16 protein-coding genes are annotated in these 19,642 nt (G+C 53.2%); 11 read left to right on the forward strand and 5 right to left on the reverse strand.

Annotation, left to right across the window (positions count from 1 at the left end; translation table 11 throughout):
• Positions 1-311: 311 nt before the first annotated feature.
• Both LBW88_RS25570 and LBW88_RS25575 read left to right on the forward strand, forming a co-directional pair.
• Positions 312-1,469 (forward strand): CdaR family transcriptional regulator, encoded by a 1,158-nt coding sequence (locus LBW88_RS25570; protein ID WP_224935498.1) that lies wholly within the window; start codon positions 312-314, stop codon positions 1,467-1,469.
• A 25-nt stretch (positions 1,470-1,494) separates the two neighbouring features.
• Complete coding sequence (locus LBW88_RS25575; RefSeq protein WP_224935496.1) at positions 1,495-2,766, forward strand: alginate lyase family protein; 1,272 nt, start codon at positions 1,495-1,497, stop codon at positions 2,764-2,766.
• Positions 2,767-2,774: 8 nt separating this feature from the next.
• On the opposite strand, the gene LBW88_RS25580 is transcribed toward LBW88_RS25575, so the two are convergent.
• From LBW88_RS25580 to map, 5 genes are all read right to left on the reverse strand, one after another.
• Positions 2,775-3,479 carry a FadR/GntR family transcriptional regulator gene (locus LBW88_RS25580; protein WP_224935494.1) on the reverse strand — a complete coding sequence of 235 codons (705 nt, stop codon included), beginning with the start codon at positions 3,477-3,479 and terminating at the stop codon, positions 2,775-2,777.
• 141 nt (positions 3,480-3,620) lie between these two features.
• Complete coding sequence (locus tag LBW88_RS25585) at positions 3,621-4,013, reverse strand: DUF3461 family protein (RefSeq protein WP_034829501.1); 393 nt, start codon at positions 4,011-4,013, stop codon at positions 3,621-3,623.
• Positions 4,014-4,307: 294 nt separating this feature from the next.
• Complete coding sequence (gene dapD, locus LBW88_RS25590) at positions 4,308-5,132, reverse strand: 2,3,4,5-tetrahydropyridine-2,6-dicarboxylate N-succinyltransferase (protein WP_034829499.1); 825 nt, start codon at positions 5,130-5,132, stop codon at positions 4,308-4,310.
• 253 nt (positions 5,133-5,385) lie between these two features.
• Entirely contained in the window at positions 5,386-8,040 is a 2,655-nt protein-coding gene (gene glnD / locus LBW88_RS25595; RefSeq protein ID WP_224935492.1) for a bifunctional uridylyltransferase/uridylyl-removing protein GlnD, read from the reverse strand.
• Positions 8,041-8,107: 67 nt separating this feature from the next.
• Complete coding sequence (gene map / locus LBW88_RS25600) at positions 8,108-8,902, reverse strand: type I methionyl aminopeptidase (protein WP_224935490.1); 795 nt, start codon at positions 8,900-8,902, stop codon at positions 8,108-8,110.
• A gap of 314 nt (positions 8,903-9,216) precedes the next feature.
• Between map and rpsB the strand changes: the two genes are divergently transcribed.
• From rpsB to bamA, 9 genes are all read left to right on the forward strand, one after another.
• Positions 9,217-9,936 (forward strand): 30S ribosomal protein S2, encoded by a 720-nt coding sequence (rpsB, locus tag LBW88_RS25605; RefSeq protein WP_224935488.1) that lies wholly within the window; start codon positions 9,217-9,219, stop codon positions 9,934-9,936.
• Between the two features lie 181 nt (positions 9,937-10,117).
• Positions 10,118-10,969 (forward strand): translation elongation factor Ts, encoded by an 852-nt coding sequence (tsf, locus tag LBW88_RS25610; RefSeq protein ID WP_166934125.1) that lies wholly within the window; start codon positions 10,118-10,120, stop codon positions 10,967-10,969.
• 154 nt (positions 10,970-11,123) lie between these two features.
• A complete protein-coding gene (gene pyrH, locus LBW88_RS25615; RefSeq protein ID WP_034829488.1) occupies positions 11,124-11,849 on the forward strand; it encodes a UMP kinase in 726 nt (241 codons plus the stop codon).
• 143 nt (positions 11,850-11,992) lie between these two features.
• Positions 11,993-12,550, forward strand: coding sequence for a ribosome recycling factor (frr, locus tag LBW88_RS25620; protein WP_224935486.1), 558 nt, complete (start codon positions 11,993-11,995; stop codon positions 12,548-12,550).
• Positions 12,551-12,789: 239 nt separating this feature from the next.
• A complete protein-coding gene (ispC, locus tag LBW88_RS25625; protein ID WP_224935484.1) occupies positions 12,790-13,992 on the forward strand; it encodes a 1-deoxy-D-xylulose-5-phosphate reductoisomerase in 1,203 nt (400 codons plus the stop codon).
• Positions 13,993-14,158: 166 nt separating this feature from the next.
• Positions 14,159-14,911: a (2E,6E)-farnesyl-diphosphate-specific ditrans,polycis-undecaprenyl-diphosphate synthase gene (gene ispU, locus LBW88_RS25630; RefSeq protein WP_034829480.1), complete on the forward strand. Its 753-nt coding sequence runs from the start codon at positions 14,159-14,161 to the stop codon at positions 14,909-14,911.
• An 18-nt stretch (positions 14,912-14,929) separates the two neighbouring features.
• Positions 14,930-15,787, forward strand: coding sequence for a phosphatidate cytidylyltransferase (gene cdsA, locus LBW88_RS25635; RefSeq protein WP_224935482.1), 858 nt, complete (start codon positions 14,930-14,932; stop codon positions 15,785-15,787).
• A gap of 12 nt (positions 15,788-15,799) precedes the next feature.
• Positions 15,800-17,149 carry a sigma E protease regulator RseP gene (gene rseP / locus LBW88_RS25640; RefSeq protein ID WP_224935480.1) on the forward strand — a complete coding sequence of 450 codons (1,350 nt, stop codon included), beginning with the start codon at positions 15,800-15,802 and terminating at the stop codon, positions 17,147-17,149.
• 51 nt (positions 17,150-17,200) lie between these two features.
• Positions 17,201-19,612: an outer membrane protein assembly factor BamA gene (gene bamA / locus LBW88_RS25645; protein ID WP_224935503.1), complete on the forward strand. Its 2,412-nt coding sequence runs from the start codon at positions 17,201-17,203 to the stop codon at positions 19,610-19,612.
• Positions 19,613-19,642: the final 30 nt, after the last annotated feature.

The following is a 19,642-nucleotide window of genomic DNA, read 5'->3' on the forward strand; positions in this document are numbered from 1 at the left end:
GGTGGGTGAATCAGTACGGTACTACAACAGGGAACGTCCACACCTGTCACTAAAATACAAAACCCCCGATGCAGTGCATCGGGGGTTTTAACCTGAAAAGGTGTCAACCTATACCAGGACTAGTCATTATGCAGCACGACTCGCTAGCATCAGCACCACTTTAACGTGGTCCATATTGTGCAGATGTCAGTTTCGCAATGTGACGCCTACCGCAATTCCCGCATTCTCTATCCGGCTATGTGCAGTTGCACAATGTCAGGCGTGCGTGGGATGCGTATTCTGTCAATTCTTCCCTATCTCTGGAGTGATTGATGGCCACCTATCATCTCGATGCGCGACTGGCTCAGGATATTGTTGCCCGCACCATGCAAATTATTGACAGTAATGTCAACGTGATGGATGCACGCGGCCGCATTATTGGCAGCGGCGATCGTGAGCGTATTGGCGAATTGCACGAAGGTGCGCTGCTGGTGTTATCGCAGGGAAGGGTGGTGGATATTGATGAAGCCGTGGCGAAACATCTGCATGGTGTGCGGCCCGGCATCAATTTGCCCCTGCGTATTGATGGCGACATTGTCGGGGTGATCGGTTTGACCGGGCAACCGACGGCACTGCGACATTACGGTGAACTGGTGTGTATGACCGCCGAAATGATGCTGGAACAGGCGCGGCTGTTACACATGCTGGCGCAAGACAGTCGTTTGCGCGAGGAACTGGTACTGAACCTGATCCGTAGCGATACGCTTTCACCTGCGCTGAGCGAGTGGGCGCAGCGCTTGGGCATCGATCTCAATCAGCCGCGCGTGGTGGCGGTGGTGGAGGTGGACAGCGGCCAGCTTGGCGTTGACAGCGCCATGTCGGAACTGCAGCAGTTGCAAACACTGCTGACGACGCCGGATCGTGACAACCTGATTGCCATCGTCTCACTCACCGAAATGGTGGTGTTGAAACCGGCGCTTAACGCCCACGGCCGTTACGATCAAGACGATCACCGCCGTCGCGTGGATCAGTTATTACAGCGTATGAAAGAGAGTGGCCAGGTGCGGATGCGCATCGCGCTGGGTAATTTCTTTACTGGTCCCGGCAGCATTGCGCGCTCCTACCGCACGGCGCGCACCACGATGATGGTGGGTAAACAGCGCATGCCGGAGCAGCGCAGCTTCTTCTATCAGGATTTGGTGCTGCCGGTGCTGCTGGATAGCCTGCGCGGTGGCTGGCAAGCCAATGAACTGGCGCGTCCGTTGGCAAAACTCAAAGCCAATGATAATAATGGATTACTGCGCCGTACGCTGGTGGCGTGGTTCAGTCATAACGTCCAGCCGAGCGCCACGGCACGCGCACTGTTTATCCATCGTAATACGCTCGAATATCGCCTTAACCGCATCTCTGAGCTAACCGGATTAAACCTCGGGAATTTTGACGATCGACTGCTGCTGTATGTGGCATTGCAACTGGATGAACAGAGCTGACCCGCATCGTGGTCTGGAGAGGAAGATGCCCCGATTGAAAGTGCCTCTGGTCTGGCTGCTGGCCGGTTGGCTTGTGACCGCAACCTGCCAGGCTCAAGCCGTTTCGCTGGCCTTTATATCCGGCGAAGAGCTGCAACTTACGCGAGCCGCACTGCAGAATCATCAGGCTGCGCCGCAGACGGAACAGGCGTGGCAACAACTCAAACAGGCAGCCGATCGCGCGCTTAAGCAGCCAAACCCCAGCGTGATGCAGAAAGGGATGTTACCTCCCAGCGGTTCCCGCCATGATTATCTCAGCCTGAGCGCCTACTGGTGGCCGGATCCCGATAAGCCCAATGGCTTGCCTTGGGTACGCCGCGATGGCGAGGTCAACCCGGCGAGTAAAAACGACCAAAGCGATGGTGTGCGTCTGGCCCGTTTCACTGCGGATGTGCAGGTTTTGGCACTTGCCTGGTACTTTTCCGGCGACACCCGTTATGCAGCGAAAGCCCAATCGATGATTCGCAGCTGGTTTATCGATCCAGCTACCCGCATGAATCCCAACCTTAATTTTGCTCAGGGCGTGCCGGGTAAGGCACAGGGCCGACATACTGGCGTGCTGGATGGGCGTTACTTTGCTACGCGCGTGGTGGATGCACTGCAGCTACTGCAAGATTCGCCCGGCTGGCACCAACAGGATCAGGTTGCATTGCACGCATGGTTTAGCGATTACCTTGACTGGCTATTGCACAGTAAGCTGGCACAAGGCGAGCGTGATGCACCTAATAATCATGGCAGCTGGTATGCCGCACAGGTGGCGGGCATTGCGTGGTATTTGCATCAACCTCAGGTGATTAAGCAGATGGTGGTGTTAGCCCAGGATAAAATAGCCGGGCAAATTCGTGCGGACGGAACGCAGCCAATGGAACTGGCACGCACACGCTCGTTCCATTACAGCTATTTCAATTTGCAGGCACTGACAAACGTCGCGCAACTGGCGCAGCGCAGTGGAACCGGCGATCTCTGGCATTATCATCAGCAGAGCGGTTCATTGTTGAGTGCACTGGATTATATGGCTCCTTTTAGCGATGACAGCAAAATCTGGCCATGGAAAAACCGCGATCGTGTCAGTCTGCGCTTGATTCCACTGCTCTCGCTTGCGGATAGCAGCCTGAATAGCGACCGCTACCAGCGATGGATCCACCGCGCGATTGAAATGCATTCGGCGGCCAATATCAGCGCAGCAGAAGCGCGAGGTGCGGAAAGAGAAGCACTGCGTGATATTTGGTTGTTATCGCGGCCACCCACGCATCTGTGATGGTCAGGTTACATTCGAGGTTGTGTGCTGTTGAGCATTAAACCCATCGATGCCCTGTGTGCAGCATCGGCATCGCCAATCATGATCGCTTCGTAAATCTTGCGGTGTTCATCCAGAAAAATATCCTGCGCGCTGGAGGGCCAGGTGAAGAAGCACTTAAAGATGGTTTCCAGCAGATTACCAAACGGGATGTAAAAACAGTTGTCCGTGGAGTGAAAGATCAGACGATGAAAGGCGCTATCCACCTCCAGCCAGCGAGCAAGATCGAAGGAGCTTGCGGCGCAAACGGCGATCATTTCGCGGAATAAAACAGAAAGCTCAATGCGTTGTGACTGAGTAGCGTGCAACGCAGCTAGCCTGGCGGCCTGCGGTTCAATGGCCTCACGGAATGCCAGAAACTGTTGATACATCTCTGCCGTTGATTCGATGCCCTTCATCCATTCCAGCAGTTGCACATCAAGCAGATTCCAGTACGTGCGGTCACGTACATGCGTGCCGAGCTTGGGGCGCGATTCCAATAATCCTTTCGAAGATAATAGTTTGAGTGCTTCACGCACGGCAGTTCGGCTGACGCCAAAGTGGCTGCACAGCTCGACTTCGCTGGGCAGAACATCACCGGCCTTAAGCGTTCCAGATAGAATTTTTTGCGCGAGGTCACCGGCGATATGAACATCCAGACCGCGCTGTCCTGAGGTGATGGCTGCGAATTGCATGGTTTTTGTTTTACCGGAAGTCAGACATAACCCGATAGTAGCCAGGGATTATGAATACAGGTAGGTGAAACAGTCCCAGATAAAACTGAAATAAGGCAAAAAAAAGGCCAGCGTAAGCTGGCCCTGGGAACGCGGGGGAAATTAACGACCGTTGCGGGTCAGTTGATCCAGATCGGATTCAATTTCAGCGATCTTATTCGATACCACGTTTTCCAGATGACGCAGATCCGCGAGGATTTTGCGTTTCAAATCGACTTCAACCTGATCGCGCTGGCAAATCTGATCCAGTTCGTCGATCACGTAACGCAGGTTCGGGCTGATTTCCTGTACTTCTTTATAGCCCTGGCTGGTGTGATCGGCCACGACGGTTTTGCGCTGACGCGGGTATTTGAATTTCACGCTTTTCGCGAAGAATTCACCTTTGTCTTTGCGGAAGTAGATTTTCAGAATGTCGTTGCTGGCTTCCTGACGCAGGCTGTAACGGTCGATGTCTTCAGGAGAGCTGATACCTAAGCTTTTCAGGTTGTCGTACATAGCGTTTATATTCCATCTAAGAGTGGGTGAGCGCGCAGGACTATCATCATCATTCGGGATGCAGCAGAAACGCAGCAACCGGAACGCTTACGGCATACTTAATCAACTGTAGACACAAAAACCGGGATGAACAGTGCGCGACCGGAGTTAACTGGCGCGGATTATGAACTGTTTGAAAAATAAACGCACCAGTTAATTCGCGGCGCGAAGCAGGTAGTTGGGGCGAGAGTGTAAAGAAATGATTACGGGCCTGAATACAGGCCCGTCGGCAGGGTTATCGGACTAAATCAGGGTTTAGTCGATGGTACGCAGCAGTTCGTTAATACCGGTTTTCGCCAGAGTTTTGGCGTCCACTTTCTTCACGATCACGGCACAGTACAGGCTGTAGCTACCATCTTTAGACGGCAGGTTGCCTGATACCACCACGGAACCTGCTGGAACGCGGCCGTAATGCACTTCGCCGGTTTCACGATCGTAGATTTTGGTGCTCTGACCGATGTAAACACCCATGGAGATCACTGAACCTTCTTCAACGATTACGCCTTCAACGATCTCGGAACGTGCGCCGATGAAGCAGTTGTCTTCGATGATGGTTGGGTTCGCCTGCAGTGGCTCCAGAACACCGCCGATGCCAACGCCGCCTGACAGGTGAACGTTTTTACCGATCTGCGCGCAAGAACCTACAGTGGCCCAGGTGTCAACCATGGTGCCTTCATCAACGAAAGCGCCGATGTTAACGTAAGAGGGCATCAGCACGGTGTTACGAGCAATGAAAGCGCCCTGACGCACGGCTGCTGGTGGTACAACGCGGAAACCGGCGTTCTTGAAGCGTGCTTCATCCCAGTTAGCGAACTTCATTGGCACTTTGTCGTAGAAGCGGGTTTCTGCGCCGTCAATCACCTGATTGTCATTGATGCGGAAAGACAACAGCACCGCTTTCTTCAGCCACTGATGCGTTACCCACTCTCCGTTGATCTTTTCAGACACGCGCAGTTCGCCGCTATCCAGCAGGCCAATCACCTGTTCGATGGCTTCACGGGTCACGCTGTCCACGCTCGCTGGCGTGATATCGGCGCGGCGCTCAAAGGCAGATTCAATAACGCTCTGTAACTGTTGCATATTTTTTTCCTGATTCTGTCATAACGGAATGCACGCCAAAAAGCGTACATAGTAAAATTGCCTGGCAAACATCATTCACGTTGCAGGACAAAACACGAAGTGTTTTGAACAGCGCTCGCGCTGGCCCCGCAGGGGTGAGGCCAAAGGCCGAATCACGCGGCGACGCAGTGAATCCCCGGGAGCATACATCAGTATGTGACCGGGGTAAGCGAGGAAAGCCAACCCACCTGCAGCGTTAAGGATGGAAGCCAGGTCACAGTTTATCGTTTGGATTGAGGGCCTCTGTCAACCGTTGTTGCAGCACATTGCGCATTTCTACATCAAGTGCGCGTCGCTCGCTGTCCGCAAGGATGAAAAGATCCTCAACCCGTTCGCCAATCGTACTGATGCGCGCGCCGTGCAGTGAAACGCCGAGGTCGGCAAACACTTCCCCAACACGCGCCAGCAAGCCTGGCTGATCCAGCGCCACCAATTCCAGATAACTCCGACGGTCGGTATGCGTCGGCAGGAAATTCACTTCGGTATCGACACTAAAGTGCTTGAGGCGTGCAGACTGGCGACGTGTGCGCGGCGGCACCCATTCGGTTTGGGTAATCGCTTGTTCCAGCGCCTGCATGATCATCGGATGGCGATCGGCGGCCAGCGGGCTGCCATCCGGCTCCAGCACAATAAAGGTATCCATTGCCATGCCGTCGCGGCTGGTAAAGATCTGGGCATCGTGCACGCTCAGGTTGCGGCGGTCCAGTTCACCGGCTACTGCGGCAAACAGGTGAGGGCGGTCCGGGCTCCAGATGAAAATTTCAGTCCCACCGCGTGTGGCCTGTGGGCTGACCAGTACCAGCGGTTTGGTGAGGTCGTGGTCGATCAGGTGACGCGCGTGCCATGCCAGCTGATTCGGCGTGTGACGCAGGAAATAGTCAGCACGGCAGCGGCTCCAGATATGGTGCAAACGCTCTTCGTTGAGGTTTTCCATACGCAACAGCGCGAGGGCCTGTAAACGGTGATGACGCACGCGTTCGCGTAAATCCGGGCTGTTTTCCATGCCGCGACGCAGCTGTTTTTCAGTCGCGAAGAACAGTTCGCGCAGCAGGCTCTGCTTCCAGCTGTTCCACAGACTCTCGTTGGTGGCGCAGATGTCGGCGACGGTGAGACACACCAGATAACGCAGGCGGTTTTCATTTTGCATCACTTCGGCGAATTGCTGGATTACCGTCGGATCCTGAATATCGCGGCGCTGAGCGGTGACCGACATCAGCAGGTGATGGCGCACCAGCCAGGCCACCAACTGCGTTTCCCGCGAGTTGAGCCCATGCAATTCAGCAAAATCAAGCGCGTCCTGCGCCCCCAGAATCGAGTGATCACCGCCGCGCCCTTTGGCGATATCGTGCAGCAGGGCGGCCATCAGTAACAATTCGATTTGTGGCAAACGCGGCCAGAGTTCAACACATAATGGGTGCATCGGACGCGTGGCTTCGTTGGCGAAGCTTTCCAGCTTTTGCAGGACGCGAATGGTGTGCTCATCCACCGTGTAGGCATGGAACAAGTCAAACTGCATCTGTCCGACAATATTGCCCCACAGCGGCGTATACGCCCAAAGGACACTGTGGCGATGCATCGGAACCAGCGCACGCTTCACTGCACCCGGATGGCGCAGAATCGACATAAAGGTCTCGCGCGCTTCAGCAATCTGGCACAGCGGCTGCTTCAAATGGCGACGCGCATGGCGTAAATGACGTAGCGTGGTGGAGTAAATGCCGGTGATGTTCTCATTTCGCACCATCACGTAGAACATGCGCAGAATTGCCTGCGGTTCACGTTCGAACAGCGTGGGATCGCGCAGATCGATCAAATTGCCGCGCAGCTGGAAATCATCATCGATGCTGCGCGGTTTCTCAGTAGTGGAGAGGGCGAGAATCGCTTCATCAAACAGCTGCAGCAGCATCTGATTGAGTTCACCAATGCGGCGTGTCACCCGGTAAAAGTCTTTCATCATGCGCTCAACCGGCTCATTGCCTTCGCCGAGATAGTTGAGCCGCTGTGCCACAGTCAATTGGCGATCAAACAGCAAACGGTTGTCGTAACGCGTCAATGTTAGGTGCAGTGCAAAGCGAATGCGCCAGAGGAACATTTGGCACTCATTGATTTCGTTGCGCTCGGCTTCGGTGATGAAACCAAAACCCACCATTTCATCCATGGTGGTCGCGCCAAAATGACGGCGCGCAACCCACTGCAGGGTGTGAATATCGCGCAGGCCGCCGGGGCTGCTTTTAATGTCTGGTTCGAGGTTGTAACTGGTGCCGTGATAGCGCTGATGGCGTTCCTGCTGCTCTTCAATTTTTGCCGCAAAGAAGCGCGATGATGGCCAGAAACCATCGCTGAAAATGTTCTTTTGTAGCTCAAGGAACAGAGCGACATCGCCAGTCAGCATGCGGGATTCAATCAGATTGGTGGCCACGGTGAGATCCGATAAGCCTTCCAGTAAGCACTCTTCCAACGTGCGAACGCTGTGGCCAACTTCGAGCTTTAAATCCCACATCAGCGTCAGTAGTTCGCTGGTGCGCTGTGCGGCGGCGTCATCCAGTGGCTGGCGGCTGAGGATCAAGACATCGATATCGGAGAGGGGGTGTAGTTCACCGCGTCCGTAGCCGCCCACCGCGACCAAGGCAATTTCTTTCATCTTATCGAAGCCGTAGAAACGCCACAGACGGCGTAACAGGCGATCGATAAACAGGGTGCGGACGTCAATCAACGATTCGACATCCGTACCCGCATCAAAGGCCACGCCCAGATGCTGCTGAAATTGCTCAAGATAAAGTTTTATTTTGTCACGCGTCAGGGCTTCATCAGGCCAGCTGGCGGGGGAATCGGTCAGGCATTTGTGTACTGCTTCGGTCACGCTACCACTCATCGACATGCCTCGTAAGCGCCAAAAAAAAGGCCGGCATTAAGCCGGCCTGGTACTGTCTTCAAGAACGTTACGCGTTATTTTCGAGCACCGCAGCAATGGTGTCATCTTCACGCAGCGTAAGAATCTCACAGCCGTTTTCTGTCACCACAATAGTATGCTCATACTGCGCGGACAAGCTGCGATCTTTGGTTTTTACGGTCCAGCCATCCTTCATGGTGCGGATACGATAATCACCGGCATTGACCATCGGCTCGACGGTAAAGGTCATCCCCGCCTGCAACACCACGCCGCCGTCATCGGCATCGTAATGCAGCACCTGTGGCTCTTCATGGAAACCTTTGCCGATGCCGTGGCCGCAATACTCGCGCACCACCGAGAAATCCTGCGCTTCAACATATTGCTGGATGGCACGGCCCAGCTCACGCAGGCGGATGCCCGGCTTCACCAGACGCAACGCAATGTAGAGGCTTTCCTGGGTGACACGACACAGTCGCTCGCCTTGAATGGTCGGTTTGCCCACGATGAACATTTTTGAGGTATCGCCGTGATACTCCTCTTTGATAACCGTAACGTCGACGTTGACCACATCGCCATCTTTCAAGACGCGATCATCGCTCGGAATGCCGTGGCACACCACTTCATTGACCGAAATACACACTGATTTCGGGAAGCCGTGATAGCCAAGGCACGCTGAGATAGCCTGCTGCTTGTTAGTGATGTGATCGTGGCACAGGCGGTCGAGTTCGCCGGTGGTCACACCCGGCACCACGTGCGGGGCGATCATTTCCAGCACTTCAGCAGCCAGACGGCCTGCCACGCGCATTTTTTCGATTTCTTCAGGGGTTTTAATTGAAATGGCCATTAAATAATCCGCAATCGCCGACATTTTCGACAATAATGAGTTCTGTGGCAGTCATGTTAGCAGCCAGCAATTAGGCTGCCAAATCGGGATTGTCCACGCCTGTCGACGCTAACTACTATTGGCGTATTCCTGCGCATTATGGTATAAAGCGCGCCGACGATTCTCTGTCACCTTCCTGGCTGGCGAGAAACGCATAAAACTCACTTTGTGTACTAAAACACACATGTATCGACACATACTCCGGGGTGCCTTGAAAGAGGTCGGTTGTATGGGATACATGGAGGCCCAACCCCAATCATACTTTAGAGGTAATCATGGCAACTGTATCAATGCGCGACATGCTCAAGGCTGGTGTTCACTTCGGTCACCAGACCCGTTACTGGAACCCGAAAATGAAGCCATTCATTTTCGGCGCACGTAACAAGGTTCACATCATCAACCTTGAGCAAACTGTACCTATGTTCAACGACGCTCTGGCTGAGTTGCAGAAGATTTCTTCACGTAAAGGCAAAATCCTTTTCGTTGGTACTAAGCGCGCTGCTGCCGAATCTATTAAAGAGTCAGCTCTGAGCTGCGACCAGTTCTTCGTTAACCACCGCTGGTTGGGTGGCATGCTGACTAACTGGAAAACTGTTCGCCAGTCAATCAAGCGTTTGAAAGATCTGGAGTCTCAGTCTCAGGACGGTACTTTCGACAAACTGACCAAGAAAGAAGCGCTGATGCGCACTCGTGAACTGGCCAAGCTGGAAAACAGCCTGGGCGGTATCAAAGATATGGGCGGTCTGCCGGATGCACTGTTTGTAGTTGATGCTGATCACGAACACATCGCTATCAAAGAAGCAAACAACCTGGGTATCCCAGTATTTGCTATCGTTGATACTAACTCTGATCCAGATGGCGTTGATTTCGTTATCCCAGGTAACGACGATGCGATCCGTGCTGTAAGCCTGTACCTGACTGCTGTTGCGACTACCGTGCGCGAAGGCCGTTCACAGGACCTGGCTGAGCAGGCTGAAGAAGCTTCAGAAGCTTAATAAGGTTCGCTCTTTCTAAGAGCCCTTAGACATCAGATGTTATCTGTTAAGGGGGCCGCACAGGCCCCTTTTATTTATCTAAGTTTGCCACGCTCCCTATGGGTGAGCGGGGCAGAGTAAATTTTCCGCAACAAGTTTCTGACAGTGTGAATGCACACAGAGACGAATCGAGGATTTTGGAATGGCTGAAATTACCGCTGCATTGGTAAAAGAACTGCGTGAGCGTACTGGCGCAGGCATGATGGACTGCAAAAAAGCGCTGACTGAAGCGAACGGCGACATCGAGCTGGCGATTGAGAACATGCGTAAATCTGGCGCGATCAAAGCCGCTAAGAAAGCAGGCAACGTTGCTGCTGACGGCGTGATCAAAACCAAAATCGCTGATGGTTTCGCACTGATTCTGGAAGTGAACTGCCAGACCGACTTCGTTGCTAAAGATGCTGGTTTCCAGGCTTTCGCAGACAAAGTACTGGACGCAGCTGTTGCTGGTAAAGTGACTGATGTTGAAGCTCTGAAAGCGCAGTTCGAAGAAGAACGCGTAGCGCTGGTTGCTAAAATCGGTGAGAACATCAACATCCGTCGTGTTGCTATCCTGGAAGGCGCTCAGCTGAACAGCTATCAGCACGGTGCACGTATCGGCGTAGTGGTTTCTACCACCGGTGCTGACGAAGAGCTGAGCAAGCAAGTTGCTATGCACGTTGCTGCAAGCAAGCCAGAATTCGTTAAGCCAGAAGACGTGTCTGCTGATGTGGTTGAGAAAGAGTACCAGGTTCAGCTGGACATCGCCATGCAGTCTGGCAAGCCAAAAGAAATCGCAGAGAAAATGGTTGAAGGCCGCATGAAGAAATTCACCGGCGAAGTTTCTCTGACCGGTCAGGCTTTCGTTATCGACCCAAGCAAAACCGTTGGCCAGGCTCTGAAAGAGAAAGGCGCAGACGTGATTAACTTCATCCGCTTCGAAGTGGGCGAAGGCATCGAGAAAGTTGAAGCTGACTTCGCAGCAGAAGTTGCTGCAATGTCTAAACAGTCTTAATGCTCCGAAAGAACCGCCGGAAGGCGGTTCTTTTTTGTCTGCGTTTTGCGTGGACCACTTTTCAGTCTCATCCCAATAGCTTTTTTCGTTCGCTAAGCGGATGATCGATCAGATTTAACTTCTCATTCATCATATCTTCCAGGAAGAATTGACCATGGCGACCAACGCAAAACCTGTATATCAACGTATCCTGCTAAAACTGAGTGGCGAAGCACTGCAAGGTGCCGAAGGTTTTGGTATTGACGCGAGCGTGCTTGACCGTATGGCGCAAGAGGTGAAAGAGCTGGTTGAGCTGGGCATCCAGGTGGGTGTGGTTATTGGTGGCGGTAACCTGTTCCGTGGCGCAGGCCTGGCTCAGGCAGGCATGAACCGTGTGGTCGGCGATCATATGGGCATGCTGGCAACCGTGATGAACGGTCTTGCAATGCGTGACGCATTGCATCGTGCGTATGTTAACGCGCGTCTGATGTCCGCGATTCCGCTGAATGGCGTGTGTGATAACTACAGCTGGGCAGAAGCGATCAGCCTGCTGCGCAATAACCGCGTGGTGATCTTCGCCGCCGGTACGGGTAACCCGTTCTTTACCACTGACTCAGCCGCTTGCCTGCGTGGCATCGAAATCGAAGCCGATGTGGTGCTGAAAGCCACCAAAGTTGACGGTGTTTATTCAGATGACCCGGTGAAAAACCCGGACGCTACACTGTATGAACAGCTGACTTATGGCGAAGTACTGGATAAAGAGCTGAAAGTCATGGATCTGGCGGCCTTTACGCTGGCTCGTGATCATCAATTGCCGATCCGCGTCTTCAACATGAACAAGCCTGGCGCACTGCGTCGCGTAGTGATGGGTGAAAAAGAAGGCACCCTGATTACGCATTAATACCCGACGCAAGATAAAATAAGGTATATTCTGTTGGCGCGATGCAATGGCATCGCGCAGCTTTCAGGATGATCGATGTTTATCGATACCACTTCCGGGTTGCCCGGAAATGGCCAGGTCAAACCGAATCCAAGGGTTTTAACGTGATTAACGACATTAAAAAAGATGCCGACACGCGCATGGAAAAATGCGTGGATGCATTCAAAAACCAAATCAGCAAAGTGCGCACCGGTCGTGCTTCGCCTTCACTGCTCGACGGCATTATGGTTCCTTACTACGGTACACCTACGCCATTGCGTCAGCTGGCGAGCGTCACGGTAGAAGATTCTCGTACGCTGAAAATCAACGTGTTTGACCGCTCACTGAGCCCGGCCGTTGAAAAAGCCATTATGGCATCTGACCTGGGTCTGAACCCAAGCTCAGCAGGCACCGATATTCGTGTGCCACTGCCAGCGTTGACAGAAGAGCGTCGTAAAGATCTGATCAAGGTCGTGCGTGGCGAAGCGGAGCAGGGTCGTGTTTCTGTTCGTAACGTGCGCCGTGATGCTAATGACAAGATCAAAGCACTGCTGAAAGACAAAGAGATCAGCGAAGACGATGAACGTCGCTCGCAGGAAGAGATCCAGAAAATGACCGATGGCTACATCAAAAACCTTGATGCTGCATTGGCCGAAAAAGAAAAGGAACTGATGGATTTCTAATTCCCATCAGAACACCTATACCCAAAATAATTCAGGGTGCAGGAAGGCGGCAAGGGAATGAATCTCCAGGAGCTTACTCAGGTAAGTGACTGGGGTGAATGAGCTTAGCCAACGCACCTGCAACTTGAAGTATGACGGGTATAAAACGCCGTTCAGAGACGTTGTACGACTCTGGCGGCGTTTTACATTGTGCCTGGCGCTGTTGCAGGCACGATCCACGACGTCACAGGGATAGCATGATGAAGCGATTAACTCTGCTGGGTTCCACCGGCTCGATTGGTACCAGTACGCTGGCAGTCATCGCGGCCAATCCAGACCTGTATCAGGTCACCGCGCTGGTGGCGGGTCAAAACGTAGCGCTGATGGCTGAACAGTGTCAGCAATTTACCCCACGTTATGCGTCGATGTCTGATGAAGCCTCCGCACAGGCGCTGCGTGAGCGACTGAGAGCATTAAATCTTCATACCGAAGTGCTCTCCGGCGTTCAGGCGGCTTGCGAGCTGGCTGCATTGGATGAAGTGGATCAGGTGATGGCGGCCATCGTTGGTGCTTCTGGCCTGCAACCCACGCTTGCCGCGATTCGTGCCGGCAAAACTGTTTTACTCGCGAATAAAGAGTCACTTGTCACGTGCGGCCGCCTGTTTATGGAGGCGGTACGTCATCACAATGCCCAGTTGTTGCCGGTCGACAGCGAGCACAACGCCATTTTTCAGAGTTTACCCGCTTCCATACAGCATCAGTTGGGGTACGCTGATCTGCGAGAGAATGGCATTGATTCTATTCTCCTTACGGGATCGGGTGGTCCTTTTCGTGACACGCCATTAGCGGATTTGGCCGCCATGTCGCCAGATCAAGCGTGTGCACATCCGAACTGGTCAATGGGGCGTAAAATCTCTGTTGATTCGGCCACCATGATGAATAAAGGTCTTGAATACATTGAAGCCCGCTGGCTTTTTAATGCCACTGACGCACAGATGGAAGTCATCCTGCATCCGCAGTCGGTGATTCACTCCATGGTGCGTTACTGCGATGGCAGTGTGCTGGCGCAGCTAGGATCGCCTGATATGCGAACGCCTATCGCCCACAGTATGGCATGGCCAGCACGTATTTCGGCCGGTGTAACGCCACTCGATTTCACGCGAATGAAGTCACTGACGTTTGCTGAGCCGGACTATGAGCGCTATCCCTGCCTGAAGCTGGCGATTGATGCTTGCTCAACAGGGCAGGCCGCCACCACCACGCTGAATGCGGCAAACGAAGTGGCCGTCGCGGCATTTCTGCAGTATCAGATTCGCTTTACCGACATCGCCGCCATTAACAGCGAAGTGCTGGCGTCCCTGGTGTGCCCGGAGCCGGGCAGCATTGAGGATGTGATGGAGATTGATCGGTTAGCGCGTATCTGTGCCACAGAATTGCTACCACGCTTTCGTTTAGCAGGTTGATACTTCCCGCTATTTGTTCGCTCAGGGTGAAAATGGTATAGTCGCTCGCTCGCGTTTTTCGGCCCGACATTGTTTCGATGTCATCTGGTAGCGATACCGGGGTTTGCCGCAGGCGCAATGTATTCAGAAACCACAGCATTTCTGATGAAAGGAATTATTACGCGTTATGTCGTCCAACAATCACAACACAATCGATGACGAGTCGTACTGCACGCCACGTCACGTGGCCATCATTATGGATGGTAATGGTCGCTGGGCAAAAAATCAGGGCAAACTGCGTATTTCAGGCCACAAAGCCGGGGTAAAATCAGTACGCCGGGCCGTCAGCTTTGCGGTCAGCCACAAACTGGAAGCGCTCACGCTCTACGCGTTCAGCAGTGAAAACTGGAGCCGACCGGTACAGGAAGTGACGGCCTTAATGGAATTGTTTGTCTGGGCGCTCGACAGCGAAGTCAAAAGCCTGCACAAACACAACGTGCGTCTGCGCGTGATTGGCGATATCAGTCGTTTCAATAATCGTATTCAGGAACGCATTCGTCGCGCCGAGGAACTGACTCAGCAAAATAATGGACTCACCCTCAACATTGCTGCCAACTATGGCGGCCGTTGGGATATTATCCAGGGTGCCAGAAAACTGGCTGAACAGGTTCAGGAAGGTTTATTACGTCCTGACCAGATAACCGAAGAAAGTCTGGCTCCGTATCTGTGTATGCAGGAGCTGGCGCCGGTGGATTTAGTGATAAGGACCGGGGGAGAGCATCGGATTAGCAACTTCCTGCTGTGGCAGATCGCCTATGCTGAGTTTTGGTTTACCGATGTTCTTTGGCCTGATTTTGATGAACACGTTTTTGAAGGTGCACTGAATGCATTCTCTTCGCGGGAGCGACGCTTTGGCGGCGCGGCACCAGGCGGCGCCTGAGCAATCTGGGGGTAACCTTTGCTGAAGTCTCGTCTGATCACCGCGCTTATTTTGATTCCGCTGGTGATCGCTGCTCTGTTTTGGTTACCGCTGTCCGGATTTGCGATTACCACCATCATCATCTGTATGCTTGCCGCCTGGGAATGGGGGCAGTTTGCAGGTATGGCATCGCGTCAGCAACGTATCTGGCTGGCGGTGCTTTGCGGCCTGATACTCGCGGTGATGCTGTTTACCCTGCAACCCTACCAACGTAATCTTCATCAGTTCCAGATGGAAGGCTCCCTATGGGCTTCTCTGGGCTGGTGGATCGTCGCTCTGGTTCTGGTGCTCTTCTATCCTGCATCTGCCGCACTGTGGCGCCATTCGCGCCCATTACGCCTCATATTTGGTCTTCTGACCGTTATCCCCTTCTTCTGGGGCATGATGGCGCTGCGCCAATATCACTATGATACTGACCACTTCGCTGGTGCGTGGTGGCTGTTGTTTGTGATGTTCATCGTGTGGGGCGCAGACTCTGGTGCTTATATGTTTGGTCGTCTGTTCGGCAAACATAAGCTGGCACCCAAAGTTTCGCCGGGCAAAACCTGGGAAGGCTTCTTTGGTGGTTTGCTCTCTTCAGCGATTATTGCGTGGCTGTTTGCGATGTTAGCGCCACTCACTGTCGCGCCAGGCACGTTGGTGATATGCGCCGTCATTGCCACACTGGCTTCCGTACTGGGCGACCTCACTGAAAGCATGTTCAAACGTGAAGCGGGCATCAAAGACAGCGGTAACTTGATTCCGGGTCACGGTGGTATCCTCGATCGTATCGATAGCCTGACCGCTGCGGTGCCGGTTTTTGCCTGCCTGCTGCTGCTGGTGTTCCGCACCCTCTGAGGATTAGCGACAATGTTGAGCATACTCTGGAGTTTTGTCGCCTTTATCGTGGCGCTTGGCGTACTGATCACCGTGCACGAATTTGGCCATTTTTGGGTCGCCCGCCGCTGCGGTGTCAAGGTCGAGCGTTTCTCGATTGGCTTTGGCAAAGCATTGTGGCGTCGCAGCGATCGTCAGGGCACCGAATATGTCATCGCGCTGATTCCACTCGGCGGCTACGTCAAAATGCTCGACGAGCGCGTTGAGAGCGTTCCTGCTGAATTGCGCCATCAAGCCTTCAACAACAAAACCGTGCTGCAACGTGCCTCAATCATTGCGGCCGGTCCTATCGCTAACTTCATTTTTGCCGTTTTTGCCTACTGGGTGGTCTTCATCCATGGCGTACCGGGTGTACGCCCGGTGGTTGGCGAAATTCTGAACGGATCCGTCGCTGCTGAAGCGCAAATTACCTCCGGTATGGAACTTAAAGCGGTAGATGGTATCGAAACGCCTGATTGGGATGCTGTGCGTATGGCGCTGATCGGTAAAATTGGCGACAGCAATGCCACGCTTACCGTCTCGCAATTTGGTGAAGAAGCCACACAGCAGAAGCAGTTAGATTTGCGCGAATGGCAATTTGAACCAGATAAACAAGATCCGGTTGTCGCGTTAGGGATTCGTCCACGTGGGCCGCAGATTGAAACGACCTTAGCGGAAGTACAGGCAAACTCACCGGCAAGCGTTGCCGGTTTGCAAGCGGGCGATAGGATCGTTAAAGTCGATGGTCAGCCGTTAACACAATGGCAGGCTTTTGCGGCACAGGTACGCGATAATCCGCGCAAAAACATGGCGCTGGATGTTGAACGAAACGGCGAACAGGTGGCGTTGACGCTAACGCCAGAAGCAAAACCGGGTAATGAAGCGGAAGGCTTCGCGGGTGTCATCCCGCGCGTGATTCCGCTGCCTGATGAGTACAAAACGGTAAGGCAGTACGGACCCTTTGCTGCAATTGGTGAAGCCAGTGTCAAAACCTGGCAGCTGATGAAGTTAACGGTCTCAATGCTGGGCAAGTTGATAACCGGGGATGTGAAGCTGAATAACCTGAGCGGGCCAATTTCGATTGCGCAGGGTGCGGGGTTATCAGCGGAGTACGGGGTGATTTACTATCTGATGTTCCTGGCGCTGATCAGCGTCAACCTAGGGATCATCAACCTGTTCCCTCTGCCGGTATTAGATGGTGGACATCTGCTCTTTCTGGCGATCGAAAAGATCAAAGGAGGACCGGTGTCCGAGCGAGTTCAGGACTTCAGTTATCGCATTGGCTCAATTTTGCTGGTGTTATTAATGGGGCTTGCACTTTTCAATGATTTCTCACGTCTGTAATAGCTGGAACGCAGACAGGCGCGGGATGTGTTAGGAAAACGCATAACAACGATGGCGATGAAAAAGTTGCTCATAGCGTCGCTGCTGTTCAGCAGCGCCACCGTTTACGGTGCAGACGATTTCGTAGTGAAGGACATTCATTTCGAAGGTCTCCAGCGAGTCGCCGTCGGCGCGGCTCTGCTCAGCATGCCCGTACGTGTCGGTGATACGATTTCTGACGACGACGTCAGAAACACCATTCGCTCACTGTTCGCCACTGGCAACTTTGAAGATGTGCAGGTTCTGCGCGACGGTACAACCCTGATTGTTCAGGTGAAAGAACGTCCGACCATTGCCAGCATCACTTTCTCCGGTAATAAAGCGGTGAAAGAAGAGCAACTGAAGCAAAACCTTGAAGCTTCGGGTGTGCGCGTCGGTGAAGCACTCGACCGCACCACGCTCTCTTCGATTGAGAAGGGCCTGGAAGACTTCTACTACAGCGTCGGTAAATACACCGCCAGCGTGAAAGCGATTGCGACACCGCTGCCGCGTAACCGTGTGGATCTGAAGTTCGTCTTCCAGGAAGGCGTTTCTGCTCAGATTCAGCAGATCAACATCGTCGGCAACAAAGCCTTTAGCTCTGACGAACTGATCTCGCGCTTCTCACTGCGTGATGAAGTGCCATGGTGGAACGTGGTAGGCGATCGTAAATACCAGAAACAAAAGCTGGCCGGGGATCTTGAGACCCTGCGTAGCTTCTATCTGGATCGCGGTTATGCGCGCTTCAACATCGATTCAACTCAGGTGAGCCTGACGCCAGATAAAAAAGGCATCTACATCACCGTGAACATCAACGAAGGCGATCAGTACAAGATTGCCGGCGTGATCGTGAACGGCAGCATGGCGGGCCATTCTGCTGAAATCGAAAAAATGACGCGTATTCCATCGGGTGAGCTGTATAACGGCACCAAAGTCACGCAGATGGAAGACGACATCAAAAAACTGCTGGGTCGTTATGGCTATGCCTATCCGCGTGTGGTGACACAGCCGGAAATTAACGACGCAGACAAAACCGTTAAACTGCACATCAATGTGGATGCCGGTAACCGTTATTACGTGCGCAAAGTGCGCTTCGAAGGTAACGACACGTCGAAAGATGCCGTGCTGCGCCGTGAGATGCGTCAGATGGAAGGCGCCTGGTTGGGCAGTGACCTGGTTGATCAGGGTAAAGAGCGTCTGAACCGTACCGGTTACTTTGAAACCGTCGATGTGGACACTCAGCGTGTGCCAGGTTCTCCGGACCAGGTAGACGTCGTTTACAAGGTTAAAGAGCGTAACACCGGTACCTTCAACTTTGGTGTCGGTTACGGTACTGAAAGTGGCGTCAGCTTCCAGGTGGGTGTGACCCAGGAAAACTGGCTCGGCACCGGCAATACCGTTGGCATCAGCGGTACCAAAAACGATTACCAAACCTATGCTGAATTCTCACTGACCGATCCGTATTTCACGGTCGACGGTGTGAGCCTCGGTGGTCGCGTTTTCTATAACGACTTTAAAGCGGATGATGCTGATCTGTCTGACTACACCAACAGAAGTTATGGTGTGGATGGCACGTTGGGCTTCCCAGTTAATGAAAACAACACATTACGTGTCGGCCTGGGTTATGTGCATAACGACCTGTCTAACATGCAGCCGCAGGTTGCGATGTGGCGTTATCTTGACTCGGTTGGTCGTCATCAGGGTCTGAATGATGATGGTGATTTCTCAGCAGATGATTTCACCTTCAACTACGGTTGGACGTATAACACGCTTGACCGCGGTTTCTTCCCAACCAAGGGTAACCGTACCAACCTGAACGGCAAAGTGACCATTCCAGGTTCTGACAACGCCTTCTACAAAGCGACGTTGGATACCCAGCAGTACGTGCCATTGAACCGTGATGGCACCTGGGTGGTGCTGGGACGTGGCCGTGTAGGATATGGTGACGGGCTCGGTGGAAAAGAGATGCCGTTCTATGAGAACTTCTACGGCGGTGGTTCAAGTACGGTTCGTGGCTTCCAGTCCAATACCATTGGTCCGAAAGCGGCTTATCTGAACGATCACTCGTCCACCTGTAATCTGACCGATGCTAACGGTATCTGTAAGTCAGATGATGCGGTGGGTGGTAACGCCATGGCGATTGCCAGCCTTGAGCTGATCACGCCAACGCCGTTCCTGAGCGAGAAATACGCTAACTCAGTCCGTACTTCGGTGTTTATGGATGCCGGTACTGTCTGGGATACCAAATGGCAGAACACCGCAGAAACACGTGCGGCGGGGATTCCGGACTACAGCGATCCGAATAACATTCGTGTCTCTGCGGGTGTCGCCCTGCAATGGATGTCGCCATTAGGTCCGCTGGTATTCTCATATGCTCAGCCGATGAAGAAAGTCGAGGGAGACAAGTCAGAGCAGTTCCAGTTTAACATTGGTAAAACCTGGTAAGGCTCTGAACAAGGAAGTGAATATACCGTC

The sequence above is a fragment of the Pantoea sp. alder81 genome, assembly GCF_020179835.1.
Taxonomy (GTDB): domain Bacteria; phylum Pseudomonadota; class Gammaproteobacteria; order Enterobacterales; family Enterobacteriaceae; genus Pantoea.